The 24,856-nt window shown below is 72.4% G+C and carries 26 protein-coding genes; 23 read left to right on the top strand and 3 right to left on the bottom strand.

The genetic code is table 11. From position 1 onward, the window contains the following. Window positions 1–8 precede the first annotated feature (8 nt). The 3 genes from FB470_RS28685 to FB470_RS28675 all read left to right on the top strand — a co-directional run bounded on the left by FB470_RS28685 (window position 9) and on the right by FB470_RS28675 (window position 2,033). The gene (locus FB470_RS28685) at window positions 9–350 is read left to right on the top strand and encodes a hypothetical protein (RefSeq protein WP_306996521.1); all 342 of its coding nucleotides are present in this window, start codon (window positions 9–11) and stop codon (window positions 348–350) included. Window positions 351–437: 87 nt separating this feature from the next. Continuing rightward, window positions 438–1,364, top strand: coding sequence for an aldo/keto reductase (locus tag FB470_RS28680; RefSeq protein ID WP_370876707.1), 927 nt, complete (start codon window positions 438–440; stop codon window positions 1,362–1,364). A gap of 51 nt (window positions 1,365–1,415) precedes the next feature. Beyond that, entirely contained in the window at window positions 1,416–2,033 is a 618-nt protein-coding gene (locus FB470_RS28675) for a hypothetical protein (RefSeq protein ID WP_306996519.1), read from the top strand. Between the two features lie 30 nt (window positions 2,034–2,063). Here the strand turns inward: FB470_RS28675 and FB470_RS28670 are convergent, their stop codons facing one another. Continuing rightward, entirely contained in the window at window positions 2,064–2,579 is a 516-nt protein-coding gene (locus FB470_RS28670; protein WP_370876595.1) for an NUDIX hydrolase, read from the bottom strand. 90 nt (window positions 2,580–2,669) lie between these two features. Between FB470_RS28670 and dop the strand changes: the two genes are divergently transcribed. The 4 genes from dop to prcA all read left to right on the top strand — a co-directional run bounded on the left by dop (window position 2,670) and on the right by prcA (window position 6,215). Then, a complete protein-coding gene (gene dop, locus FB470_RS28665; RefSeq protein ID WP_306996518.1) occupies window positions 2,670–4,172 on the top strand; it encodes a depupylase/deamidase Dop in 1,503 nt (500 codons plus the stop codon). A 70-nt stretch (window positions 4,173–4,242) separates the two neighbouring features. Continuing rightward, the gene (locus FB470_RS28660) at window positions 4,243–4,437 is read left to right on the top strand and encodes a ubiquitin-like protein Pup (RefSeq protein ID WP_017982463.1); all 195 of its coding nucleotides are present in this window, start codon (window positions 4,243–4,245) and stop codon (window positions 4,435–4,437) included. Between the two features lie 117 nt (window positions 4,438–4,554). Further along, entirely contained in the window at window positions 4,555–5,409 is an 855-nt protein-coding gene (gene prcB / locus FB470_RS28655; RefSeq protein WP_306996517.1) for a proteasome subunit beta, read from the top strand. Between the two features lie 59 nt (window positions 5,410–5,468). Further along, window positions 5,469–6,215: a proteasome subunit alpha gene (gene prcA, locus FB470_RS28650; protein WP_306996516.1), complete on the top strand. Its 747-nt coding sequence runs from the start codon at window positions 5,469–5,471 to the stop codon at window positions 6,213–6,215. A gap of 51 nt (window positions 6,216–6,266) precedes the next feature. Here the strand turns inward: prcA and FB470_RS28645 are convergent, their stop codons facing one another. Beyond that, window positions 6,267–7,064 carry a pentapeptide repeat-containing protein gene (locus FB470_RS28645; RefSeq protein WP_306996515.1) on the bottom strand — a complete coding sequence of 266 codons (798 nt, stop codon included), beginning with the start codon at window positions 7,062–7,064 and terminating at the stop codon, window positions 6,267–6,269. Between the two features lie 183 nt (window positions 7,065–7,247). On the opposite strand from FB470_RS28645, the gene pafA reads away from it, so the two are divergent. Both pafA and FB470_RS28635 read left to right on the top strand, forming a co-directional pair. After that, complete coding sequence (pafA, locus tag FB470_RS28640) at window positions 7,248–8,606, top strand: Pup--protein ligase (RefSeq protein WP_306996514.1); 1,359 nt, start codon at window positions 7,248–7,250, stop codon at window positions 8,604–8,606. After that, window positions 8,603–9,373, top strand: a complete 771-nt coding sequence (locus tag FB470_RS28635) for a DUF1684 domain-containing protein (protein ID WP_306996513.1) — start codon at window positions 8,603–8,605, stop codon at window positions 9,371–9,373. The genes pafA and FB470_RS28635 overlap by 4 nt, the downstream gene beginning before the upstream one ends. Here FB470_RS28635 and FB470_RS28630 read toward each other — a convergent pair. Further along, window positions 9,370–11,538: an MMPL family transporter gene (locus tag FB470_RS28630; protein WP_306996512.1), complete on the bottom strand. Its 2,169-nt coding sequence runs from the start codon at window positions 11,536–11,538 to the stop codon at window positions 9,370–9,372. The two genes, FB470_RS28635 and FB470_RS28630, sit on opposite strands and share 4 nt — an antisense overlap. Before the next feature lie 83 nt (window positions 11,539–11,621). On the opposite strand from FB470_RS28630, the gene FB470_RS28625 reads away from it, so the two are divergent. The 14 genes from FB470_RS28625 to FB470_RS28560 all read left to right on the top strand — a co-directional run bounded on the left by FB470_RS28625 (window position 11,622) and on the right by FB470_RS28560 (window position 24,726). Continuing rightward, a complete protein-coding gene (locus tag FB470_RS28625) occupies window positions 11,622–12,305 on the top strand; it encodes a TetR/AcrR family transcriptional regulator (RefSeq protein WP_306996511.1) in 684 nt (227 codons plus the stop codon). 103 nt (window positions 12,306–12,408) lie between these two features. Then, a complete protein-coding gene (locus FB470_RS28620; protein WP_306996510.1) occupies window positions 12,409–13,389 on the top strand; it encodes a helix-turn-helix transcriptional regulator in 981 nt (326 codons plus the stop codon). Beyond that, on the top strand, window positions 13,386–14,366 hold the full coding sequence (locus FB470_RS28615) for a helix-turn-helix transcriptional regulator (protein ID WP_306996509.1): 981 nt from the start codon (window positions 13,386–13,388) through the stop codon (window positions 14,364–14,366). The genes FB470_RS28620 and FB470_RS28615 overlap by 4 nt, the downstream gene beginning before the upstream one ends. Before the next feature lie 9 nt (window positions 14,367–14,375). After that, the gene (locus tag FB470_RS28610; protein WP_306996508.1) at window positions 14,376–14,621 is read left to right on the top strand and encodes a bacteriophage holin; all 246 of its coding nucleotides are present in this window, start codon (window positions 14,376–14,378) and stop codon (window positions 14,619–14,621) included. After that, a complete protein-coding gene (gene tatA / locus FB470_RS28605; protein ID WP_306996507.1) occupies window positions 14,621–14,929 on the top strand; it encodes a Sec-independent protein translocase subunit TatA in 309 nt (102 codons plus the stop codon). The genes FB470_RS28610 and tatA overlap by 1 nt, the downstream gene beginning before the upstream one ends. 19 nt (window positions 14,930–14,948) lie before the next feature. Then, on the top strand, window positions 14,949–15,899 hold the full coding sequence (gene tatC, locus FB470_RS28600; RefSeq protein ID WP_306996506.1) for a twin-arginine translocase subunit TatC: 951 nt from the start codon (window positions 14,949–14,951) through the stop codon (window positions 15,897–15,899). 156 nt (window positions 15,900–16,055) lie between these two features. Continuing rightward, window positions 16,056–16,913 (top strand): diacylglycerol/lipid kinase family protein, encoded by an 858-nt coding sequence (locus FB470_RS28595; protein ID WP_306996505.1) that lies wholly within the window; start codon window positions 16,056–16,058, stop codon window positions 16,911–16,913. 46 nt (window positions 16,914–16,959) lie between these two features. Then, on the top strand, window positions 16,960–19,710 hold the full coding sequence (locus FB470_RS28590; protein WP_306996504.1) for a DEAD/DEAH box helicase: 2,751 nt from the start codon (window positions 16,960–16,962) through the stop codon (window positions 19,708–19,710). A 62-nt stretch (window positions 19,711–19,772) separates the two neighbouring features. Further along, window positions 19,773–20,381: a DUF4333 domain-containing protein gene (locus tag FB470_RS28585; RefSeq protein ID WP_306996503.1), complete on the top strand. Its 609-nt coding sequence runs from the start codon at window positions 19,773–19,775 to the stop codon at window positions 20,379–20,381. Between the two features lie 40 nt (window positions 20,382–20,421). Then, window positions 20,422–21,621, top strand: coding sequence for a GNAT family N-acetyltransferase (locus FB470_RS28580; RefSeq protein WP_306996502.1), 1,200 nt, complete (start codon window positions 20,422–20,424; stop codon window positions 21,619–21,621). A gap of 29 nt (window positions 21,622–21,650) precedes the next feature. Continuing rightward, the gene (locus tag FB470_RS28575) at window positions 21,651–22,013 is read left to right on the top strand and encodes a DUF4333 domain-containing protein (protein ID WP_306996501.1); all 363 of its coding nucleotides are present in this window, start codon (window positions 21,651–21,653) and stop codon (window positions 22,011–22,013) included. Continuing rightward, window positions 22,010–23,206, top strand: coding sequence for a GNAT family N-acetyltransferase (locus FB470_RS28570; protein ID WP_306996500.1), 1,197 nt, complete (start codon window positions 22,010–22,012; stop codon window positions 23,204–23,206). The genes FB470_RS28575 and FB470_RS28570 overlap by 4 nt, the downstream gene beginning before the upstream one ends. A 42-nt stretch (window positions 23,207–23,248) precedes the next feature. Beyond that, a complete protein-coding gene (locus FB470_RS28565; protein WP_306996499.1) occupies window positions 23,249–23,818 on the top strand; it encodes a hypothetical protein in 570 nt (189 codons plus the stop codon). Between the two features lie 287 nt (window positions 23,819–24,105). After that, on the top strand, window positions 24,106–24,726 hold the full coding sequence (locus FB470_RS28560) for a hypothetical protein (RefSeq protein ID WP_306996498.1): 621 nt from the start codon (window positions 24,106–24,108) through the stop codon (window positions 24,724–24,726). Window positions 24,727–24,856: the final 130 nt, after the last annotated feature.

Below are 24,856 nucleotides of genomic sequence, written 5' to 3'. Positions count from 1 at the left end.
TTCGCGGCATGAGCGAGCCCGCGGCCGAGATCCGCGCCCCGATCACCGAGGCGGACGTCCTGGCCTGGCTGGAGGAGACCGCCCGCGCCGTCCGCGCCCACGAGATCCCGCCGGACGACCTGATCCGCGTGCTGGGGGAGTTGCGGCGCGCGTCGGCGGCCTGCGCGGACGCCTCGGACTGGGTGCTGCTGGCCGCCCGGGAGGAGGGGGCGAGCCTGCGTCAGATCGCGCCGGTGTTCGGCAAGGGCTACGTGCGGGCGCCGGCCGCGCGGCTGGAGAAGCTGCACCGGCAGGCGCTGGACTCCGAGCAGTGGCTGGAGATCCTCCGGCACCGAGCAGCAGGCGTATAACGACCTATACGGCGCGGCTGTGGGTGGTGCACCCTCGCAGTCGCCACCGAGCTACAGCCGGAAAACCCGCACGGAAAGGACAGTCCCCTGCGAATCGGACTCGGGCTGGCGGCCCTGGGGCGCCCCGCCTACATCAATCTCGGCCGGAGCAGTGAGCTGCCGGCGCGGCGGGACGTGCGGGCGATGCGGGAGGCGACCTACGCGGTGCTCGACGCCGCCTACGCCGCCGGGGTCCGCTGGGTCGACGTCGCGCGGTCCTACGGCCGCGCCGAGGAGTTCCTGGCCGGCTGGATGGCCGAACGGGGCCACAACGACCTCACCGTGTCCAGCAAGTGGGGCTACACCTATGTGGGCGGCTGGCGCATGGACGCCACCATGCACGAGGTGAAGGAACACTCCGCGGGCGTCTTCTCCCGGCAGTGGACCGAAAGCCGGTCCCTGCTGGGATCCTCGATCAGCCTCTACCAGGTGCACTCGCTCACCGCGGACAGCCCGTTGTTCACCGACGAGGCGTTGCAGCGCGCCCTGGCCGCGCTCAGCGACGACGGGGTGCGCGTCGGGTTCTCCACCTCGGGTCCGGCGCAGGGCGACACGATCCGGCGGGCGTTCGAGCTGGAAGTGGCCGGGCGGCCGGTGTTCTCGGCGGTGCAGTCCACCTGGAACGTGCTCGAGCCGTCGGCCGGGCCGGCGCTGGCCGAGGCGCACGCGGCCGGGAACGTGGTGCTGGTCAAGGAAACCCTCGCCAACGGCAGGCTCGTGGTGGACCCGCCCGCCGCGATCACCCGTCTGGCGCACCGTTTCGGGGTCGGCGCGGACGCGATCGCCGTGGCCGCGGTACTGGCCCAGCCGTGGGCGGACACGGTCCTCGTCGGCCCGTCCAGCCCGCAGCAACTGACCGCGAACCTCGCCGCGACCACGGTGGACCTGCCACGCGCCGAACTGGCCGCGCTCGCCGCGCTCGCCGAAGAACCGGAGCGGTACTGGGCACGCCGGTCCTCGCTGCAGTGGCAGTGACGGCTTCGACTAATCTCGGCGCCCACAACGCATACTGAAGGGAACGTCACCGTGCGTCATGGTGGGATGGTGGTGCTGGCCGCGGTCGTGCTGACCGGGCTGACCGGGTGCGCGGATCGTCCGAACGACCTCGAGACGTACTACGACAAGCCGGCCGGCGGGGCGTCGCCCGCGCAGTCCGCGCCGGCGACCTCGTCGAGCGCCGAGGTCCACCAGGCGGCCGCGAACGGCCCGGTGAACCACGTCGCCGACGACGTTTCGGCGGCGGTGCTCACCAAGTCCGACCTGGCCTCGGAGGGCGTGCGCGAGGCTGCCGCCCGCGCCGCCAACGGGTCCTGCTTCGACGCCGTTCCCGCCGGCGACCCGCGCGGCTCGACCTGGCTGTACACCAGCGGTTCGTCGCTGACGCAGCAGGTCACCGGGTATCTCGACCGGACGGCGGCGCAGGTGCTGGCGGCGGTCGACTGCGACGGGCAGCCGCTGACGGTCGCGCGTCCCGCTGGTGCCGAGGCCGCGCGCGCCTGGTGCGACGGCTCGACGTGCACCGTGCTGCTGGCCGGCGGGCACGTGCTGTCCGGTCTGCAGGTCACCGCGAGCACGGCGACGCGGGCCGCGGACGCGCTGAAGGGTCTTGCCGTGCTGGCCGCGGGAAAGCTGCCCCAGAGCTGAGAGTCCGGGGCCGGCCTTGACCGGAAAGCGTTACCCGGAACGGCTGAACCACTCCCGGATCGCGTGCCTGCCGTCGGGCACGAAAGGGCTTTCCGGGTCCTCGGCGAACGCGCGCAGCTCGTCCAGCGGCATCCAGCGGCCGTCCACGATCTCCTCCGGCTGGTGGACGACCGGCCCGTCCCACTGCGTCTGGTAGGCGAAGTAGTGGCACCGGACCGGTGGGCGATCGAAGGTGAACGTGAACAGCGGCCGCAGCGCGACGTCGTGGACGCCCAGTTCCTCCGCCAGTTCGCGTTCGGCGCCCTCGGCGGGGGATTCGCCCGCCGCGACCACTCCGCCCGCCCAGCAGTCGTACAGGCCCGGGAAGACGTCCTTGTCCGGCGAGCGCCGGTGCACGTAGGCGCGCGAGCCGTCGCCGGAGAGCACCAGGACCAGTGTCGCGGCGTGCCAGAGACCGTGTTCGCGCATGTCGGCGCGCCGCACCCGGCCCACGACGCGCCCCGCGGCGTCGTAGTGGGCGACCATTTCGCCGGCGCTGTCCACCATCGCCTCCCAGCATCGCAGAACCGGGTGCTTTACCTGGTCGCAACCGGTGGCCCGCTCACCGTTGCGGCGCTCGACCCGTAGGCTTGGGACATGCGGCGGATCATGGGAACCGAAGTCGAGTACGGCATCGCCGTGCCGGGCGACGCGACGGCCAACCCGGTACTGACATCGACGCAGGTCGTACTGGCCTACGCGGCGGCCGCGGACATCCCGCGGGCGCGCCGCGCGCGGTGGGACTACGAGGTCGAGTCGCCGCTGCGGGACGCACGGGGCTTCGACCTGGCGGGGCCGGGCGGGCCGGGTCACGACCCGGACGTGGAGGACCTGGGCGCGGCGAACGTCATCCTGACCAACGGGGCGCGGTTGTACGTGGACCACGCCCACCCGGAGTACTCGGCGCCCGAGGTGACGAACCCGCGTGACGGGGTCATCTGGGACAAGGCGGGCGAGCGGGTGATGGAGGAGGCCGCGATGCGCGCGGCCACCGTGCCGGGGCAGCCCGTGCTGCAGTTGTACAAGAACAACGTGGACGGCAAGGGCGCCAGCTACGGCACCCACGAGAACTACCTGATGTCCCGGTCGACGCCGTTCACGTCGGTGATCTCGGGTCTGACGCCGTTTTTCGCCTCGCGGCAGGTGGTCACCGGCTCGGGCCGGGTGGGCATCGGCCCGCAGGGTGAGGAGGCGGGGTTCCAGCTGTCGCAGCGCTCGGACTACATCGAGGTCGAGGTCGGCCTGGAGACGACGCTGAAGCGGGGCATCATCAACACCCGTGACGAGCCGCACGCCGACGCGGACAAGTACCGGCGGCTGCACGTCATCATCGGTGACGCGAACATGGCCGAGTACTCGACGTACCTGAAGCTGGGCACCACGGCGCTGGTGCTGGACATGATCGAGGCCGGGCAGCGGTTCGACGACCTGAAGCTGGACGAGCCGGTGCGCGCGGTGCACCAGATCAGCCACGATCCGACGTTGAAGGCGAAGGTGCCGCTGGCCAACGGCCGCAAGTACACGGGGCTGGACCTGCAGTTCGCCTACCACGAGCTGGCGGCGGCGCACCTGGAGCGCACGGGTGGGGACGCGGTGTCCAAGGAGGTGCTGCGGGTCTGGGGCGAGGTCCTGGACGCTCTGGCGCGGGATCCGGCGGAGTGCGCCGACCGGCTGGACTGGCCGGCGAAGCTGCGGCTGCTGGAGGGGTACCGGCAGCGGGACAACCTGGGCTGGGCGGCGCCGCGGCTGCACCTGGTGGACCTGCAGTACTCGGACGTGCGGCTGCAGAAGGGCCTGTACAACCGGCTGGTGGCGCGTGGCTCGATGAAGCGGCTGGTCACCGAGGAGGAGGTGCAGTCGGCGATCACGAACCCGCCGGAGGACACCCGAGCGTACTTCCGGGGGCGGGCGCTGGAGAAGTACGCGACGTCGATCGCGGCCGCGTCGTGGGATTCGGTGATCTTCGACGTGGGCCGTGAGTCACTGGTCCGGATCCCGACACTGGAGCCGTTGCGGGGCACGAAGGCGCACGTCGGGCGGTTGCTGGACGAGTCGGCGACGGCCGAGGAACTGGTCGAGGCGCTGACGGGTTCGGACTGACGGTCGCGGGAAAACCACCGATTGTCGTGGTCTCTGGGTAGGCTAGGGACAGGACTCACCGGGAGGCGAGATGGCTCAGGAGAAGATCGAGAAGCACGGTGGCGGCGGCTCCGACGACGAGGTCGAGGGTGGTGCCCCGGCCGGCCAGGAACGCCGCGAGAAGCTGGGTGAGGACGTCGACACGATCCTGGACGAGATCGACGACGTGCTCGAGGAGAACGCCGAGGATTTCGTGCGGGCGTACGTGCAGAAGGGCGGCGAGTAGCCCGCTCACCGGCGGCCGTTAGGGTGGCCGCACCGAGAAGCTTGTAGTGCCGGTTGTCGTGCTCCCGCGGAGCGTCGCGGGAGCGCCACACTTCGTCGATGGGAACCACGAGCACGTATGGAACACACCTCGGGCCCGGCGGGCTCCGCGCTGCCCGCTGCCTTCTTCTCGAGCACGACGTCGTCGTTCGCCGAGTTCCTGCGCATGCAGGCGCCTGACCTGCTGCCGGGGCGCCGGCAGCTGTCGAACGCCGGTGCGGTGGAGGCGCCGCACGGCACCACGATCGTCGCCGTGACATTCGCCGGTGGCGTGCTGGTCGCCGGTGACCGCCGGGCGACCTCGGGCAACCTGATCGCGTCGCGCGACATGGAGAAGGTCCACGTCGTCGACGCGTACTCGGCGGTGGGCATCGCGGGCAGCGCCGGCATCGCGCTCGAGCTGGTGCGGTTGTACGCGGTGGAGCTGGCGCACTACGAGAAGATCGAGGGCGTTCCGCTGTCGCTGGACGGCAAGACGAACAAGCTGGCCACGATGGTCAAGGGCAACCTGGACGTGGCGATGGCCGGTCTGGCGGCGCTGCCGTTGTTCGTCGGCTACGACATCGAGGCCGACGACCCGAAGCGGGCCGGCCGGATCGTGTCCTACGACGTGACCGGTGGCCGGTACGAGGAGAAGGCGGGCTACCACGCGATCGGGTCGGGCTCGCTGTTCGCGAAGTCGGCGCTGAAGAAGCTGTACGACCCGGACGCCGATGAGGAGAGCGCGGTGCGCACGGCGGTCGAGGCGTTGTACGACGCGGCCGACGACGACAGTGCCACCGGTGGGCCGGACCTGGTGCGCCGGATCTTCCCTACCCTGGTGACGATCACCGCGGAGCGCGGCTCTGTGCGGCTACCGGACGAGCAGGCCGCCGCTGTGGCCGAGACGGTCGTCACGGGCCGGGCCGAACAGGCCACCCGCGGACGGACGTGACGGTCCGGCCGCCCGCGTAGCCGAAGTTTCCTTCCCTCGAGCATTCTTGGAGCCCCACCGTGACGCTGCCGCTGTACGCCTCTCCCGAGCAGTTGATGCGCGAGCGCTCGGAGCTCGCGCGCAAGGGCATCGCGCGCGGCCGGAGTGTGGTCGTGCTGAAGTACCGCAGCGGTGTGCTGTTCGTGGCGGAGAACCCGTCGACCACCCTGCACAAGATCTCCGAGATCTACGACCGGATCGGGTTCGCCGCGGTCGGCCGGTACAGCGAGTACGAGAACCTGCGGGTCGCCGGTATCCGGCACGCGGACCTGAAGGGCTACCAGTACGACCGGCGGGACGTGACGGCGCGTGCGCTGGCCAACGCCTACGCGGCGACGCTGGGCAGCATCTTCACCGAGCAGCTCAAGCCCTACGAGGTGGAGCTGTGCGTGGCCGAGGTCGGGTCGGCGCCGGAGGAGGACCAGCTGTTCCGGCTGACCTATGACGGGTCGATCTTCGACGAGCCGCGCTACGTGGTGACCGGTGGTCAGACGGAGCCGGTGGCGAACAAGCTGAAGGAGACCTACGAGGACGGCCTCGAGGTCCGGGATGCGCTGCAGGTCGCTCTGGGTGCGCTGCGGGCCGTGAGCAACAACGGGGACAGTGCGCCGTTGAAGCTGGAGGTCGCGGTGCTGGACCGGGAGCGGCCGGGCCGCAAGTTCCGGCGGATCCAGGGTGCGGCGCTGGATGCGCTGCTGCCGGTGGAGCCGGCGGCCGACGCCGGTGACGCGAAGCCGGAGGACGGCGGGACGCCGCCCGCGAGCTGATCCTGTCCCTGTGATGGCCCCCGGTCCTGGTGCCGGGGGCCTTTTGCTTGGTCAGGGGCGCCAGTGGGCGGGGTGGGCGAGGGCGGCGGGCAGGCGTGTGGTGGCGTCGCCGCGGGCGGCGTTGAGCTGGGCCTGGGTGAGGAACAGCGAACCGGTGAGGTCGGCGCCCGCGAGGTCGGCTCCCCGGAAGTCGGCGCCGATCAGGTCCGCGTCGCGCAGGTCGGCCTCGCGCAGGTCGGCGCCGATCAGGAGGGCGCCGCGCAGGTTGGCCGCACGCAGGTTCGCGCGGCGCAGTTTCTTGCCGATGAGGTCGGCGCCGCGGCGGTTCTTGCCGCGTCCGCCGCGGGCGAGTTCGCTGACGCGCAGCAGGAGTTCGCTGACGCGGTCCCGGTGGCCGCTGACGTCGAGGGCGGCCAGGTCGTCGGGGCCGGAGCCGGCCAGGCGTTCGGTGTCCTCGAGCGCGGCGCGCAGGTCGTCGTGCACCGGGCGCGCGGCGGGCAGGGTGAGCGCTTCGGTGAGGTAGAACAGCAGCTCGTGCAGCTGCCGCATCACCGGGAAGGCGGTGAACATCGTGCGGGCGCTGCGGGGGTGCCGCCGCCAGTCGCGGCCGCCGAAGGTCTCCTGGGAGATCCGCTGGCCGGCGCCGAAGCAGTCGTAGACCGTGCAGCCGGCGAAGCCGCTCTCGCGCAACCGGGAGTGGATGCCGCAGCGGAAGTCGTCGAGCAGGTTGGCGCAGGGTGTGCCGGCGGCCTTGTCGGTGGCGAAGTCGGCGGAGGCGGCGAAGGGCAGTGCGACGCAGCACAGGCCGAAGCAGCTGGCGCAGTCTGCTCGCAGCGCGTGGTCGGTCACGGTTCGGCAATCCCCTCGCGAAAGTCCTGGTCGCACTCTATCGGGTGGCCCGGACCACACGGTGGGAAACCCCAGGTGACGGGCCTTGCGCGCGCGGTTCCGGCACGGAACGCGGCAACCACGCGGCGTGTCGCCGCCCGAACGGCGCACCGCGAGGGGGCCAAAAGCGCCTAGCATTGAGAGATGCAGCGGCGGATTTTTGGCATCGAGACCGAGTTCGGCGTCACCTGCACGTTCCACGGGCAGCGCCGGCTCTCGCCCGATGAGGTGGCGCGCTACCTGTTCCGGCGGGTCGTGTCGTGGGGGCGCTCGTCCAACGTCTTCCTGTCCAACGGCTCCCGGCTCTACCTCGACGTCGGTTCGCACCCGGAGTACGCGACCGCGGAGTGCGACGACCTGGTGCAGCTGGTCACGCACGACAAGGCCGGTGAGCGGATCCTCGAGGACCTGCTGGTCGACGCGGAGCGGCGACTGGCCGACGAGGGCATCGGTGGGGACATCTTCCTGTTCAAGAACAACACCGACTCGGCGGGCAACTCCTACGGGTGTCACGAGAACTACCTGGTGACGCGCGCGGGCGAGTTCTCCCGGATCGCGGACGTGCTGCTGCCGTTCCTGGTGACCCGCCAGCTGATCTGCGGTGCGGGCAAGGTGCTCCAGACGCCGCGGGGCGCGGTGTACTGCCTGTCGCAGCGGGCCGAGCACATCTGGGAGGGTGTGTCGAGCGCGACCACGCGGTCGCGGCCGATCATCAACACGCGCGACGAGCCGCACGCCGACGCGGAGCGGTACCGGCGGTTGCACGTGATCGTGGGCGACTCGAACATGGCCGAGCCGACGACGTTGCTGAAGATCGGCACGGCGAACCTGGTGCTCGAGATGATCGAGCAGGGTGTGCAGTTCCGGGACTTCACGCTGGACAACCCGATCCGGGCGATCCGGGAGATCAGCCACGACCTGACGGGGCGGCGGCCGGTGAAGCTGGCCGGCGGGCGGGAGGCCTCGGCGCTGGACATCCAGCGCGAGTACTACGGCCGCGCGGTGCAGCACGTCCAGGCCAACGACTCGGGTCCGACCGCGCAGCGGGTGGTGGAGCTGTGGGGTCGCGCGCTGGACGCGGTGGAGCAGCAGGACTTCGGCATGATCGACACCGAGATCGACTGGGCGATCAAGCACCGGCTGGTGGAGCGGTACCGGGCCAAGCACAACCTGGACCTGTCCAGCCCGCGGGTGGCGCAGCTGGACCTGGCCTACCACGACATCCGGCGCGGGCGGGGCCTGTTCGACCTGCTGCAGCGCAAGGGCCTCGTGCGGCGGATCACCGACGACGGCGAGATCGAGCTGGCCAAGGACACGCCGCCGCAGACGACGCGGGCGAAGCTGCGGGGTGATTTCATCGCCGCCGCGCAGGCCGCCGGGCGGGACTTCACGGTGGACTGGGTGCACCTGAAGCTCAACGACCAGGCGCAGCGGACCGTGTTGTGCAAGGACCCGTTCCGCGCGGTGGACGAGCGGGTCGACCGGCTGATCAGTTCGCTGTGACGTTCGCCGACCAGTGGCGTGCCTGGCACGCCGAGCGGGAGCGGGTGCTCGCGGAGCCGCACGGCTGGCTGAGCATCACCGCGCGGCACTGGCTGACGCCCGAGCCGCAGCGGTTCGAGGGGATTCCGGGTACCTGGCGCGAAGCCGGTGACGCGGCGGTCGTGGCGGTGGAGCCGGGCGAGGAGTTCGGCGTGTCCGGTACGGCGCGGTTCGAGCTGGTCAACAGCGGGCCGGGCGAGATGGTGAAAGCCGGCGACCGGGTGGTGGAGGTCGCGCGCCGCGGCGGGTACCTGGTGCGGTTGCGGGATCCGGCGGCGCCGGTCCGGGTCGCGTTCCGCGGCGTGCCCGCCTACGAGCCGGATCCGGCGTGGGTGCTGCCGGGGCGGTTCGAGCCGTTCGCCGAGCCGCGGCCGGTGACCGTCGGGGCGGTCGTGGAAGGACTGTCGCATGTGTACTCGTCGCCGGGCGTGCTGCGGTTCGCGCACGCGGGCGTGGAGTACGCGCTGACCGCGTTCAACGGCAAGGGCGGGGCCGGGTTGTCGGTGCTGTTCACCGACGCCACATCGGGCGTGACGACGTATGCGGCCAACCGCAGCCTGGCGATCGCGTCGCCGGACGCGCAGGGGCGGGTGGAGCTGGACTTCAACCGGGCGGTGAACCTGCCGTGCGCGTTCATCGACCTGGCGACGTGCCCGCTGCCCCCACCGGAGAACCGGTTGCCGTTCCCGGTGGAGGCGGGCGAGCAGATCCCCTTCGAGCGCCGCTAGCGCACCGCGGCGGGTTCCCTGGTGGCCTCGGCGACGCCGACGCGGTCGTGCAGCCGGCGTAGTGGCTTGGGGGCCCACCAGGCGTAGCGGCCGAGCAGCCGCATGCCCGCGGGCAGCAGCACGCCGCGCACGAGGGTGGCGTCGATGAGGATCGCCAGCCCCGTGCCGAGCCCGAACATCTGGATGAAGCTGACCCCGCTGGTGCCGAAGGCGAACACGCTGATCGCGAGCAGCAGGGCGGCCGCCGAGACGATGCGGCCGGTGCGGGACAACCCGTGCACGACCGCCTCGCGTGGGTCCAGGCCCCGGTCGTGGGCTTCCTTGATGCGGCTGACGACGAACACCTCGTAGTCCATGGACAGGCCGAACGCGATGCAGAACAGCAGCATCAGCATGCTCGTGTCCAGCGGAAGCGGCGTGAACCCGAGCGCACCGGAGGCGAAGCCCTCCTGGAAGACCAGCACCATCACGCCCATCGTGGCGGACAGGCTGAGCAGGTTGAACAGCAGCGCGCGCAGCGGTTGCAGCACGCTGCCGGTGAACAGGAACAGGAGGATGAACGTGGTCACGGCGATCAGCCCGGCGGCTGGCGGGATGCGGCTGCCGATGGCGTCCTTGCTGTCGACGAGGGTGGCCGCGTCGCCGCCGACGGCGACCTCGGTTGCCGGCGGGGGTGCCAGGGCCCGCACTGCGGCGACCACCGCTTCGGCTTCCGGGGAGCGGGAGTCGGCGGTGGTGACGACCGACAGGCGCTGCGCCTGTGGCGCGGCCAGCGTCGGGTTGCCGGGACCAGCGGGTTGGCCGTGGGCGAAGGTGCCCGCGCTGGAAGTCACGTGGTCGACGCCGGGCAGGGCGGACAGGCCGCTGGCGTAGTCGGCGGTCGCCTCGCCGGGGCCGACGGCGATGACGTCGATCGCGCGGCTTTCGTTGCCGGGGAAGTCCGCCCGCAGCGCGTCGCCGACGGTGCGGCTGGCCGCGGTCTCCGGCAGCACGCGGTCGTCGGGCGTGCCGAACCGGACGCCGGCCAGGGGAGTGGCGGCCGCGACGAGCACCACGAGCACCGGCACCGCCGCGAGCGCCGGCCGTTTCATCGCCTGCGCGGCGACCCGGCCCCAGAACGCCGACACCGTGCTCGGTGCGCGACCGCGCGCCCACGGCAGCCGCCCGGCGTTCACCCTCGGCCCGAGGACGCTCAGCAGCGCGGGCAGGACGAGCAGGGCCGTGACCATGGCGATCACGATGACGCCGATGCCGGCGTAGGCGAAGGACCGCAGGAAGTACTGGGGGAACAGCAGCAGCGCGGCGAGCGCGACGGCGACGGTGGCGGCGCTGAAGGTGATCGTGCGGCCCGCGCTGGCCACGGTCCGGATCACCGCGGTGCGGGTGTCCGTGCCGCCGCCCAGTTCCTCCCGGAACCGGCTCACCATCAGCAGGGCGTAGTCGATGCCGAGGCCGAGCCCGAGCGCGGTGGTCAGGTTGATCGCGAACACCGACACGTCGGTGAGCGACCCGAACACCGCCAGTTCGGCGAAGGTGCCCAGTACCGCGATCCCGCCGACGACCAGTGGCAGCAGCGCCGCCACGACGCTGCCGAAGACCAGGAACAGCAGGAGGAGGATGACCGGCACGGCGATCATCTCGGCGACCAGCAGGTCGCGGCTGACCTGGTCGGTGATGTCGAGGCCGGCGGCCGCCCCGCCGCCCGCGGTGACGGTGACCACGCCCGCGTCGCCCTGGTAGCGGTCCACGATGGCCCGCACGGCCTCGCTGGAGGTGTCCGCGGGCCGGGTGACGATGAGGGCGGACCGGCCGTCGGCGGCCCGCAGCGGGGGCGCGGCGGTCTGCCAGTACGAGCTGACCGAGGCCAGGGCGGGGTCCGCGGCGAGGCGGTCGGTGAGCGCGGTGCCGGCGGCGCGGGTGGCGGGGTCGTCGACCGTGCCGTCGTGGGCCTGGACGAGGAACAGCAGGTCGGCCTCGCCGCCGAAGTGGGTCTCGGCGAGCTGGCGGGCCCGGCTGGATTCGGAGCCGGGGTCGTCGAACCCCTGCGACTGGAGTTTGCCGAAGGCCGTCATCCCGAGCACGGCGGCGCCGGCCAGGAGCACGGCGGCGGCGACGAGGACGAGCCGGGCGTGGTCGGCGGCGAACCGGCCGAGCCGAGCGAACATGGCGCCCTCCCATGGAAGTTGGCAGGCGTAAACTTTGCGGCCGTCAACTTGCCACTGATGTGTACGGGTGTCAACATCACCCTGTGAGTTCCTCAGCGCCCGTTCGAACGGGCTACCACCACGGCGATCTCCGCAACGCCCTCGTGCGGGCGGCCGCGGAACTGGCCCGGGCCGGCGGCCCCGCCGCGGTCACCATCCGGGCGGCCGCGCGGGCGGTGGGCGTCACCCCGACCGCCGCCTACCGGCACTTCGCCGGGCACGAGGCGCTGCTGGCAGCGGTGAAGGAGCGCGCGCTGGAGGAACTGGCCCGGTCGATGACCGCGGCGCTGGACAGCCTCGGCCCCCTCGACGACCCGGTGGAGCGCGGCCTGAGCCGGCTCGCCGCGTTGGGGCGCGGCTACTTCACGTTCGCGCTGGCCGAGCCGGGCCTGTTCCGCACGGCGTTCACCGGCGGGCTGTCCGCGCTGCCGCCGCTGCCGGACCTGGACGCGGCCGCGCCGTTCCGCAAGCTGGTCGCCGAGATCGACAACCTCGCCGAGGTCGGGTACCTGCCCGAGCGGCGGCGGCCGATGGCCGAGATGTCCGCGTGGGCGGCGGTCCACGGCCTGGTGATGCTCCACCTGGACGGCCCGCTGGCCGCCGCGCCGCCCGCCGACCGGGAGCTGGCCCTGGAACGCACCATGGAGGTCATCGGCGAAGGCCTGGGCGGCACGGTGCTGTCCGAGCGCCTGCGCGACCGCATCCGCGCGATCGTCCGCGCCCACTGAAATCCGCGTCTGGCCGCGGCACGGATGGGCATCTCGTGACATAACCGGGCGCGCCGGGGCGGTCCTGGGGGATTCGATCACCAGTGCGAGCTACTGTTGTCGCGTGTCCACCGCCCGCGCCGAGCGCCTGGTCAACCTGGTGCTCGCTCTGCTGTCGACCCGGCAGTACCTGACCGCTGACCGGATTCGCGGGATCGTGCCCGGATACGCCGACGCCGTGAGCGACGAGGCCTTCTCCCGCATGTTCGAGCGGGACAAGACCGAGCTGCGTGAGCTGGGGATCCCGCTGGAGACGGGCCGCAACTCGGCGTTCGACCCGGCCGAGGGTTATCGCATCGCCCGCCGCGACTACGAGCTCGGCGAGATCGAGCTGGCCCCCGACGAGGCGGCGGCGGTCGGGCTCGCGGTCCGGCTGTGGGACTCGCCGGAGATGACCGGTCAGGCCCAGGGTGCGCTGGTCAAACTGCGCGCCGCCGGTGTCGACGTCGACCACACCGAGCCGCCGGTCGTGGAGTCCCGCGTCCGCGCCGAACCGGCCTTCACCCCGCTGGTGGCCGCCGTGCAGGACCGCCGGCCGGTCCAGTTCTCCTACCGCCGCTCCGGCTCCGCGGAACGGCTGACCCGCACCCTCGAACCGTGGGGTGTGGTGTCCTGGCGCGCCCGCTGGTACGTCGTGGGTCACGACCGGGACCGCGGCGCGCCCCGCTGCTTCCGGCTCTCCCGCATCGTCGGCGACGTGCGCACCGCCGGTGCGCCGGGTGAGGTCGAGCGGCCGGACAACGTCAACCTGCTGGAGCTGATCGCCGGCGCGAACGACCCCGACCCGTCCCCGGTCACCACCGCGAAGCTGTGGATCGCCGACCACCGCGCGGCCGGGGTGCGCCGCCGCGCCCGGCTCACCGGCCGGCTCACGGTCGACGGTGTGGCGGGCGACCTCGCCGAGATCGACCTGTACTTCCCGGAAAGCGCCGCGGACTGGATCGCCGGGCACGGCCCGGACGTGCTGGTGCTGGAGCCGGACGTGCTCGCCAAGGCGGTGCGCGGGCGGCTGGAGTCGATCCTGCACCACGAGGTGCGCCGATGAGCGGAACCACCGGCCGCATGCCGCGGCTGCTCGCGCTGGTGCCCTACCTGCTGGCGCGCCCCGGCATCCGCATCGAGGACGCGGCCCGCGACTTCGGAGTCACCGCCCGCCAGCTGCGCCGCGACCTGGAGCTGCTGTGGATGTGCGGGCTCCCCGGCTACGGTCCGGGTGACCTGATCGACCTGTCCTTCGAGGGCGACACCGTCACGGTCACCTTCGACGCGGGCATGAACCGGCCGTTGCGGCTCACCGGCGGCGAGGCGACGGCGCTGCTGGTCGCGCTGCGCGCGGTGGCCGAGACCCCCGGGGTGGTCGACACCGACGCGGTGCACCGCGCGATCGCCAAGATCGAGGCGGCCGCCGGGCAGGCCCAGCCCTCCGGCGTGGTGGTCGGACTGGCCGTGCGCGAGGGCGAGCGCACCGCCGCCACCCGGCGGGTCGTGCAGAACGCCCTGCGCGCCGGGCGGGCCCTGCGGATCCGCTACTACACCGCCTCCCGCGACCAGATCACCGAGCGCACGGTCGACCCGATGCGGCTGCTGATCGTGCAGGCCGTCGGCTACCTCGAGGCGTGGTGCCGCCGCGCCGAGGGCGTGCGGCTGTTCCGCCTGGACCGCATCGACGAGGTCGCCGTCCTCGACGAGCCCGCCGCGCCGCCGCCGGCCGCACGGCCCACCGACATCTCCGACGGCGTGTTCCGCGCCCGCCCCGATCAGCCCGAGGCCGTCCTCGTCCTCGAACCCGACGCCCGCTGGGTCGCCGAGTACTACCCGTGCGAGGAGCTCGGCGAGCTCGACGGCGGGCGCCTGCGGGTGCGGATGCGGTACGGCGACGAGTCCTGGATGGTGCGTCTGGTGATGGGCCTGGGCGGCGACGCGCGGGTGGAAAGCCCGCCCGGACTGGCCGATGCGGTGCGTAGCCGGGCGGCCGCCGCACTGGAAAGGGCACGTCACCTCCCGGCCACCTTGGGCCAGTAGGGTGATCGCGTGTCGTACCTGCCGAGCATCGTGCTCGCCGCCGTCGGAGTGATCGTGCTCAGTGTTGTCCTGATCCGGACATTCGGGGTCTTGCGCCGGTTCAAGCGGACGTCGAGCATGGTGACGGCGAGCGTTGCCGACCGCACCGGGCTGCTCAAGGCCCGGTCGGCCGGTCTGCGCGTCGCGATCGGTCAACGGCGGCGTCCCGCCTCCGAGCAAGTAGCATTGGTCACAAGCAAGGAAGGAGGCCACTGATGCTGAACGGGTTGCAGCCGTGGCACTTGATCATCCTGGTGCTCGTCGTGGTCCTGCTGTTCGGCGCGAAGCGCCTGCCCGACGCCGCGCGGTCCATCGGCAAGTCCATGAAGATCTTCAAGGCCGAGACCAAGGACCTCCGCGACGAGGACAAGGCCACCGGGCCCGAGAGCAAGCAGATCGCGGCCTCCGAGGTGCGGGTGGACACCGCTGACGACCAGGTCGCGCAGCTGCAGAAGCAGCTGGACGAGCTGAAGAAGCAGCAGGCGGCGGACAAGGCCGACCAGGCGCACAAGCACGCCAGCTGAGGCGAGGACGGAGCCTGTCGTGGCGGACTCCGCCCCCACGAGCCGGAGGGACCGGCGGCGCAAGCGCAGCCGCCGGCTCAACCCCGACGGCACGATGACGCTCATCGAGCACATCTACGAGTTCCGGCGCCGGCTCGGGTGGGCACTGCTCGCCGTGATCGCCGGCGGGATCTTCGGCTTCATCTGGTTCCAGACGAGGCTGGGGCCGGTCCCGTCGCTCGGCAGCATCATCAACGACCCGTACTGCGCGATCCCGCCGCAACGACGGCTGGGCAGCGGCAACGGCACCGGCTGTTACCTGCTGCAGACCGTGCCGTTCGAGGCCTTCATGATCCAGCTGAAGGTCGGCCTCGCCGGTGGCGCGGTCCTCACCTCGCCGCTGTGGCTGTACCAGCTGTGGGCGTTCATCGCCCCCGGCCTGTACTCGAAGGAGCGCAGGTACGCGCTGACGTTCGTCGGCTTCGCGAGCGTGCTGTTCGCCGGTGGCGCGGTCATCGCCTACCTGCTCATCCCGCACGCCCTGCAGCTGCTGACCGGCTTCGGCAACGACTTCTTCATCACCGGCCTCACCGGTGACAAGTACATCTCGTTCGTGCTGTCGCTGCTGATCATCTTCGGGGTCAGCTTCGAGCTGCCGCTGCTGGTGGTCATGCTGAACTTCGTCGGCGTGGTCAAGTACGAGCAGCTGAAGAAGTGGCGCCGCGGCATCGTCTTCATCCTGTTCGTCTTCGCCGCGTTCGCCACGCCCGGGTCGGACCCGTTCTCGATGCTGGCGCTGGCCGGTGCGCTGACGCTGCTGTTCGAGCTCGCGATCCAGATCGCGCGCGTCCACGACCGGCGCAAGGAACGCACCCGCCGGGACGAGGGCTGGGACAACCTGGCCGACGACGAGGCCGCACCGTTCGACTACACACCCAGCACCCTCGACGAGGAGACGCCGGGCAAACCCACGACCGAGGACGTGACCTAGGACGTGCGCTGACTTGGTTCGGGTGGCGGCACCGGTGGTGGGCGTCCTGAGCGCCGGTTCACCACCTCGGCACCGCGTTCGCGAGGCACCGCCGCGGTGCGGGGCGCGCGAACGGCTCCGCCGCTTCGGGACCACGACCTGAACCGGCCGTCCACGATGGGTATCCGCGCGGCACTGGCCGTCCACCCCGACACCGGCCGCGGTGCGGCGGCCAGGATCGCCGGCACCGTGGCCGACCGCCTGCGCACCGGCGTGGACCGGCTGGAGCTGCTCGGCACCGCGTCCCCGTCGTCCCTGCCCGAGGGGCTCGACGCGCTCGTCGTCCTCGGTGGCGACGGCGCCGTGCACCACGCGGTGCAGTTCTGCGCCGCGACCGGCACCCCGCTCGGGCTCGTCCCCGCCGGCACCGGCAACGACCTCGCCCGCGGCCTCGGCGTCCCCCTCGACCCGATGCGCGCCGTCGACGCGGTGCTGGGCGCGTTGCGGGAGCGCCGCCACCGCAGCGTCGACCTCGGCCACGTCGACGGCACCTGGTTCGCCACCGTCCTGTGCACCGGCTTCGACGCCGCGGTCAACGCCCGCGCCGCCCGCCTGACGTGGCCGCCCGGACCGCACCGCTACGACCTCGCCGTCCTGGCCGAACTCGCCGCGTTCCGGGCCCGCCCGGTCACCCTCACCGCCGACACCGAGCACCTCGCCCTCGACGCCACTCTCATCGCGATCGGCAACACCAGCTGCTACGGCGCCGGCATGCGGATCTGCCCCGGCGCCGACCCGGGCGACGGACTGTTCGACATCACCGTCGTCGGCCACGCCACCCGCGCCGACCTGCTGCGGATCATGCCCGGCCTGCGCCACGGCCGGCACCTGCGCCACCCCGCCGTGCGCACCCTGCGCGCCCGCGAGGTGCGGATCGAGGCCACCGGCTGGCCCCTGTGCGCCGACGGCGAGATGCTCTCGGCGCGTACGGTCACCGCGCGGTGCGAGCCCGGCGCGCTCACTGTCCTGGGATGACACCCGCCGCATGCGACGCGGACACGGGATGTGACACCCTGGCAAGGTGGCCCCTCGCCCTTCCGTGTCGCCGGCCGAGGCCTACCAGGCTTCCAAGCGCCGCGCCCAGTACCCCCAGCTGACCCGGTTCGCCGACGAGGCCGCCTTCGGGTTCGACGACTTCCAGATCCGCGGCTGCCGCGCCCTGGAGGACGGCCACGGCGTGCTGGTGTGCGCGCCCACCGGCGCCGGCAAGACCGTGGTCGGCGAGTTCGCCGTCCACCTCGCGCTCGCCGAGGGCCGCAAGTGCTTCTACACCACCCCGATCAAGGCGCTGTCCAACCAGAAGTACGGCGACCTGGTGGACCGCTACGGCGCCGGCACCGTGGGCCTGCTCACCGGCGACACCTCGATCAACGGCAACGCCCAGATCGTCGTGATGACCACCGAGGTCCTGCGCAACATGCTCTACGCGGGCTCCTCGGCCCTCGACGACCTCGGTTACGTGGTGATGGACGAGATCCACTACCTCGCCGACCGGTTCCGCGGCGCGGTGTGGGAAGAGGTGATCCTGCACCTGCCCGAGTACGTGCGCGTGGTGGGCCTGTCCGCCACGGTGTCCAACGCCGAGGAGTTCGGCGAATGGCTGGTCACCGTGCGCGGCGACACCACCGTGGTCGTCGACGAGCACCGGCCCGTCCCGCTGTGGCAGCACATGATGGTCGGCAACCGCCTGCTCGACCTGTTCGCCGACGACGGCTCCGACGGCGAGCTGCGGATGAACCCCGGGCTGCTGCGGCGCGTGGAGGAGGTCGGCCGCATGCACGCCCCCGCGGCGCTGCGGCGCGGCCGGGGCGGGCGCCAGTACTCGCGCGGCCCCCGGTTCCGGCCCCCGTCCCGCGTGGACATGATCAGCCGCCTGGACGCGGCCGGGCTGCTCCCGGCGATCGTGTTCATCTTCTCCCGGGCCGGCTGCGACGCCGCCGTCGGCCAGGTCACCCGCTCCGGGCTGCGGCTCAACACCCCGGAGGAGGCGGCCGAGGTGCGGCGCATCGTCGACACGCGCACCAAGGACCTGCCCGAGGGCGACCTCGGCGTGCTCGGCTATTGGGAGTGGCGCGAGGCGCTGGAGAACGGCGTCGCCGGCCACCACGCCGGGCTGCTGCCCGCGTTCAAGGAGACCGTCGAGGAACTGTTCGTCCGCGGCCTGGTCAAGGTCGTGTTCGCCACCGAGACACTCGCGCTGGGCATCAACATGCCCGCCCGCACCGTCGTGCTGGAGCGGCTGGTCAAGTACAACGGCGAGGCGCACGTCGACCTCACCCCCGGCGAGTACACCCAGCTCACCGGCCGGGCCGGGCGCCGCGGCATCGACGTCGAGGGCCACGCGGTCGTGGTGTGGCAGCCGGGCGTGGATCCCAAGGCGGTCGCCGGGCTGGCCTCCACCCGCACCTACCCGCTGCGCTCGTCGTTCCGGCCCGGCTACAACATGGCGATCAACCTGGTCGCCCAGCTCGGCCACGAACAGGCCCGTGAGCTGCTGGAACAGTCCTTCGCCCAGTTCCAGGCCGACCGGTCGGTGGTGGGCCTGTCCCGCCGGATCGAGAAGAACCGCGAGGCGCTCAAGGGCTACGCCGAGGCCGTGACGGGCGACTTCGACGCGATGCTCGACTACGTCGGCCTGCGCAAGAAGATCTCCGACCGGGAGAAGGCGCTGGCCCGGCAGAACACCGCGGCGCGCCGCGCCGACACCGCGGTGTCGCTGGAAAAGCTGCGCAAGGGCGACGTCATCGCCGTGCCCGCCGGTCGGCGCGCAGGACTGGCCGTGGTGATCGACCCCGGCCTGGACCCGGTGCGCGAGCCGCGCCCCGTGGTGGTGACCGAGGACCGGTGGTCCGGGCCGCTGTCGCTGTCGGACTTTCCCGCTCCCGTCGAGCCGCTGGGCCGCATCAAGCTGCCCAAGCACGTCGAGCTGCGCTCACCCAAGACGCGCCGCGACATCGCCTCGCACCTGCGCGACTCCGGCATCGCCTTGCCGGGACGGCAGAAACGCCGGTCCGGCACCAACGAGGACGGCGAGCTGGCCGCGTTGCGCCGTGCGCTGCGCTCCCACCCGTGCCACGGGCTCGCCGAGCGTGAAGCGAACATCCGCTGGGTCGAGCGCTACCACCGGCTGGCCGGCGAAACCGAGCAGCTGGAACGCCGCGTCGCCGCCACCACCCACTCCCTGGCGCGCGCGTTCGACCGGATCCGCGCGCTGCTGGCCGAGCGCGGCTACCTCGCCGAGGGCGAGGACCGCGTCACCGAGCACGGCGCCCGCCTGGCCCGCCTCTACAGCGAATCCGACCTGCTCGCCAGCGAGTGCATCCGGCACGGCGTGTGGGAGGGGCTGACCCCGCCGGAACTGGCCGCCGTCGTCTCGACCCTGGTGTTCGAGGCCCGCCGCGACTCCCCGGGCGAGCCGCGGCTGCCCGCGGGCGGGGTGCCGAAGGCGTGGCAGGAGACCGCGAAGATCTGGGCCGACCTGGCCGAGGACGAGCGCCGCCACCGCCTGGACCGCACCCGCGAACCGGACGCCGGGTTCGCCTGGCCGGTGTACCGGTGGGCGCGCGGCGAGTCACTCGAAAAGGTGCTCACCGCCGCCGACGCCAACGGCCAGGAACTGTCCGCCGGCGACTTCGTGCGCTGGTCGCGGCAGGTGGTCGACTTGCTCGACCAGATCAAGACCGTGCTCGGCAAGGCCGACCCGGTCGGCGACGCGGCCGCCCAGGCGGTCAAGGCGCTGCGGCGCGGCGTCGTCGCGGCGGGCGCCGAGTAGCGCGGCCCACCCAGCGTTGTGGTTGGATCGCGCTGAGCGAGGACGACAGCGGAGGCGGACAGATGAGCACGCCCTACGGCGGCAACGACCCCCAGCAGTGGAGCGGGCAGCCCCAACAGGGTCAGCCCCAGTACGGCCAGCAGCCCGGCTATCCGCCACAGCACGGGCAGCAACCCCAGTACGCGCAGCCACCGCAGCACGGGCAGCCGCCGGGGTACGCGCAGCCCCAGTACGGTCAGCCGTACCCGGGACAGGCGCCGTCCCCGCACCCCGGCGCCCAGCAGTACCCCGGGCAGCAGCAGTTCCCCGGCCAGGGCACACCGGCCGGCTACGGGCAGCAACCGCCGAAGAAGAACAGCGCCAAGGGACTGCTGACCGGGGTCGGCGCGCTGGTCGTGGTGGTCGCCGCGTTCTGCGTCACCGCGTTCCTCGCACCCGGCTTCCTCAAGACCACGGTGCTGAGCCAGACCGCGGTCCAGGACGGCGTCAAGCAGGTCCTCACCGGCAACTACCAGCTCACCAACGTCGGCAGCGTGTCCTGCCCGGCCGACCAGGAGGTCGTCGCGGGCCGCACCTTCGACTGCGCCACCACGGTGGACGGCAAGGGCAAGACGGTCACCGTCACCATCAAGGACGACGCCGCCAACTACGAGGTCGCCTACCCCCGGTAATTGGCTGGCGCGGGGCGGCGCCGTCGGGAACGATCGCGTCGTGAGTGACTACACCGTGCGCACGCTGCGGCCCGACGAGCACCGCGCTGCCGTCGACCTGTTCCGCTCCACCCTCCACGTGGTGCCCACCACGGACGAGACGTGGAAGCTGTCCGAGCGCATGCTGCAGCCCGGCCGCACGCTGGGCGCGTTCGACACGGAGCTGATCGGCACGGCCCGCTCGTTCGACGCCGAGGTGACCCTGCCCGGCGGCGCCCGCGCGGGTGTCGCCGGGGTGACCGGGGTTGGCGTGCGGCCGGACCGCACGCGCCGCGGGATCCTCACCGGGCTGATGCGCACCCAGCTCGCCGACATCGCCGCCCGCGGCCTGCCGTTCGCGGCCCTGCGCGCGAGCGAAGGCGTGATCTACAACCGCTTCGGCTACGGCGTCGCGACCCGCAGCCGGGGCTACGAGATCGACCGGCGGCGAGCCGTGCTCCGGCCCGACGTCCCCGCCGGCGGGCAGGTCGAGCTGTGGTCGCTGGACACCGCCCTCGAACGGTTGCCGGCGCTGTACGAGTCGCTGCCGCACACGCGGCCCGGCATGATGACCCGCCCGCCCTATTGGTGGCCCGGCTGGGAACGCCACGCGCGCGAGGCGACCAGCCCGGTCGTCACCGCCGTCCACCACGGCGCCCAGGGACCCGACGGCTACGTCGTCTACTCCGTGGAGCGCAAGCACTGGAACGACCCCGCCGTGCTGAACATCATCAGCCTGCAGACCGCCACCAGCGAGGCGTCCACCGGCCTGTGGCGCTACGTGCTCGGCGTCGACCTCGTCGACACCCTCCGCGCCGAGGAGCGGCCGTTGGACGAGCTGCCCGAACTGCTGTTCACCGACATCCGGGCGGTGAAGGACACCGGCGGCGGGGACGAGCTGTGGCTGCGCCTGGCCGACGTCCCGGCGGCGCTGGCGGCACGGTCGTACGCGGGCGAACCGGTCGTGCTGGAGGTCGCCGACCCGGTGCTGGACGGCAACTCCGGGCGCTACCGCGTAGCGCCCGACGGTGTCGAGCGCACGGAGGAGACCCCGGACCTGCGGCTCGGGGTGGACGCGCTGGCCATGATCTACCTCGGCGCGTGGCGGCCCTCGCAGCTGGCGGCGGCCGGGCGGATCCAGCCGGTGGCGCCCTCGTCGCTGGAGCGGGCCGACCGGTTGTTCGCCACGCCGGTGCCGGCGTGGTGTGGTACACACTTCTGAGAAGCCGTTCTGCGGGGGTGATCAGGCTGGTGAGGACCGCGGTCGTGGTCACCGGTGCCGCGCTGCTGCTGTCCGCGTGCGACAGTGCCCCGCCGCCCGCGCCGTCCGCACCACCGGTTCCGCCCGCGACGTCCACTCCGGCATCGACGAAGAGCCTGACACCGGTGCGGCGCGTCTTCGACCCGGTGCGCGTCCAGGACGGGGTGCGGCGGGTGCTCACCGAGTCCTACCTCCTCACCGGCGTCGGCGACGTGTCGTGCCCGGCCGGGGAGGACGTCGTCACCGGCCGCGTCTTCGAGTGCACTGTGGACATCGCGGGGGAGAAGAAGAAGGTGACGATCACCGTGCGCGACGCCGATGGCGGCTACGAGGTGTCGCAACCCGAGCCATGACCGCCGCCGAGATCCGGCCGCTGGCCGTGGGGGAGGAGCGGGTGGCGTTCGAGCTGCTCGGCCGCTCCCTGCACGCCACCGTCACCGACGAGGTGTGGGAATGCCGCGCCGGGTCGTTCCCCGCCGAGCGCCGATTCGCCGCCTTCGCCGGCGGCGACCCGGTGGGTGTGGCGGGTTCGTTCGCCACCCGGCTCGCGGTGCCCGGCGGGAAAGCGCTTCCCGCCGCGGCCGTCGACGGCGTCGGGGTGCGGGCCGACCACACCCGCCGCGGCATCCTCACCGCGCTGATGGCCGCGCAGCTCGAAGACTGCGCCCGCCGTGGTGACGTGGTCGCCGTCCTGCACGCGAGCGAGACCACGATCTACGGCCGGTTCGGTTACGGCGTCGCGACCCGTTCCCAGGCCCTGCGCGTCACCCGGGCCGCGCTGCGCCCCGACGCGCCTGCCGGTGGTGCCGTGCGGCTCCTCTCGACGGCGGAAGCGCGGGATGTCGTGCCCCGGTTGTACGCCGGGCCGGCGTTGCGGCCGGGCATGATCGAGCGCCCCGACGTGTGGTGGTCCTACGCGCGGCACCGGCTGATCGGCGAGCACCAGGTCGCCGTCCACACCGGACCGGACGGGGACGACGGGTTCGTGCTCTACCGCACGGAGGACGTGCGCACGTTCGACCATCCGAACACCGGGGCGGTGCTCACGGTGCGGGATCTGCACGCGGCGGACACCCGGGCGCTGGCGGGGTTGTGGCGGTTCCTGCTGCGGGTCGACCTCGTCTCCGAGATCCGCGCGCCCGGCCGCCCGCTCGGCGACCCGCTGCGCACGGTGCTGACCGATCCGCGTGCCGCCGCGGTGACGGGTCTGGACGACGAGTTGTGGCTGCGGCTGGTCGACGTGCCCGCCGCGCTCGCGGCCCGCACCTACGGCCCTGGCGAGCCGGTGGTGGTCGAGGTGAGCGACCCGCTGCTGCCGTCGAACACCGGCCGTTACCGGATCGGGCCGGAGGAGGTCCGGACCACTGCGGCGGAGCCGGAGCTGCGGATGGCGCCGGACGTCCTGGCGATGCTCTACCTCGGCGACGCCCTGCCGAGCGCGCTCGCCGCGGCCGGCCGGATCGAGGTGGCCGACGCCGCGGCCCTGCCCCGCGCGGACACCCTGTTCCCCGTGCCGGTGCCGCCGTGGTGCGGGACGCCGTTCTAAATCCGTTGTGCCGCTTCGTCCCGGTGGCTGATCATGGACGTCATGGAGAAGATCCCCACGCTGTTCGAGCGCGACGAGCGCTTCCACGTGATCGACCGGCCGCGCGCGGAATGCGCGTGGGTGTTCGAGGGCGCGGGCGTGGGGACCGAGAAGCTCGACGGCACCAACGTGCGCCTGACCGTCCGCAGCGGACAGCTGGTGCGCGTGGAGAAGCGGCGCAACCCGTCCAAGGCGCAGAAGCGGCAGGGCATCGTGGACGGCTGGTACGCCGATGCGCGCGAGGAGTCCGCCGAGGACAAGTGGATCCTCGCCGCCGCGGCCGCCACCGACGTCTCCACCTGGCCCGACGGCGAGCACTCGTGCGAAGCGCTCGGCCCCCGCATCCAGGGCAACCCGCTCGCGCTGAGCTCCCACGTGTGCGTCCCGTTCGACCTGCGGGCCCCGGTGATCCCCGACGTGCCCCGCGGGTACGCCGAACTGCGGGACTTCCTCGCCACGCTGGAGAGCAGGTTCGCGCCGGGTCACCTGGCGGAGGGCATCGTGTTCCACCACGCGGACGGCCGCCGCGCGAAGATCAAGCGTACGGACTTCGGGGGCGCACAGGACCGGTAGTCGCCGGGTCCACCGCCCGCGGCGCCGGCCGGTGACGCTTCCCGTTGACCTGGGGGGAGCACTGGTCATCGGCCGGCGACCGCGCTGGCCGCCGGAGGACATCCGATCGACCACGATGACGACCATCACCCCGTACATCACCCACACCATCCGCCGCCTCGGCGACCTGGTCGTCGACCTCGACCCACCCGAGGCGGTACCGACCACGCGGCTGGATCTGGAGCCCCGCGCGCTGTTCCCGGGCGGGCCCTCCGTGAAAAGCCGGCGCAGGAGCGCAGGGGGCAGACATGAGTTGGCCGGGAACGGAGCCGGGTGCCGAGGAGATGTGGGATCCGCACGTCGCGCGGTGGCGTGATCCCGAGGGCGACTACGTTCTGCCCCGCGCACTACGGTCGTTGCCGCAGCCTTGGGACGAATGCGACTGGAGCCGGATCGTCGATCTGCCGCGCTCCGACGAGCGGGTGGTCCAGGCCCGGCAGGCGGTAACCGTGCTGCTGGAGGACACGGAATTGGCGCGGTGCGTGCCTGAACCGCCGTCGCCCGGCCTGTTGTGGCACGTGTGGGAGGAATTCCACCATGCGGTCGGAACGAGAATGCCCCGCACGAGCCAGGTGACCTGGGCCGGTGTGGACGAGCTGGTGCGGGAGTGGCGGGGGCGGGAGAGGCTGTACTCGCTGCAGCGGCACGTCGTGGATCACGTCGAAATGGCGATGCTGGCGCTGATCCGGTTCGTGCGGGATGACACGGCCGACTCGGTGTTCCGCTGGCTGGCTCTCGACCCTGATCCGGGCCGTTTCGCCGAGTGGGCGGTGGAGCTGGCCGAGCGGTGCGTGATCGAGGACATCGGTGTCGACTCGGCCATCGCGCTGCTGGCAGCGGTGAAGGAGCGCGCGCTGGAGGAGGCGTGAATCCAGTACCAGGCCAGGAAGCATCGGGGTCGAGTAGCAGCGGTCCACCAGTAGACCCAGAGCAAGTCGGCTGGGCCGCGGTGGCGCGCCTACCACTCGCATGCTCCTCCCGGGCTCATGGCCCCTCTCC

It is taken from the genome of Amycolatopsis thermophila, assembly GCF_030814215.1.
Taxonomy (GTDB): Bacteria; Actinomycetota; Actinomycetes; order Mycobacteriales; family Pseudonocardiaceae; genus Amycolatopsis_E; species Amycolatopsis_E thermophila.
Note: the sequence above shows the minus strand (reverse complement) of the source record. Positions and strands in the feature narration are given on the sequence as shown.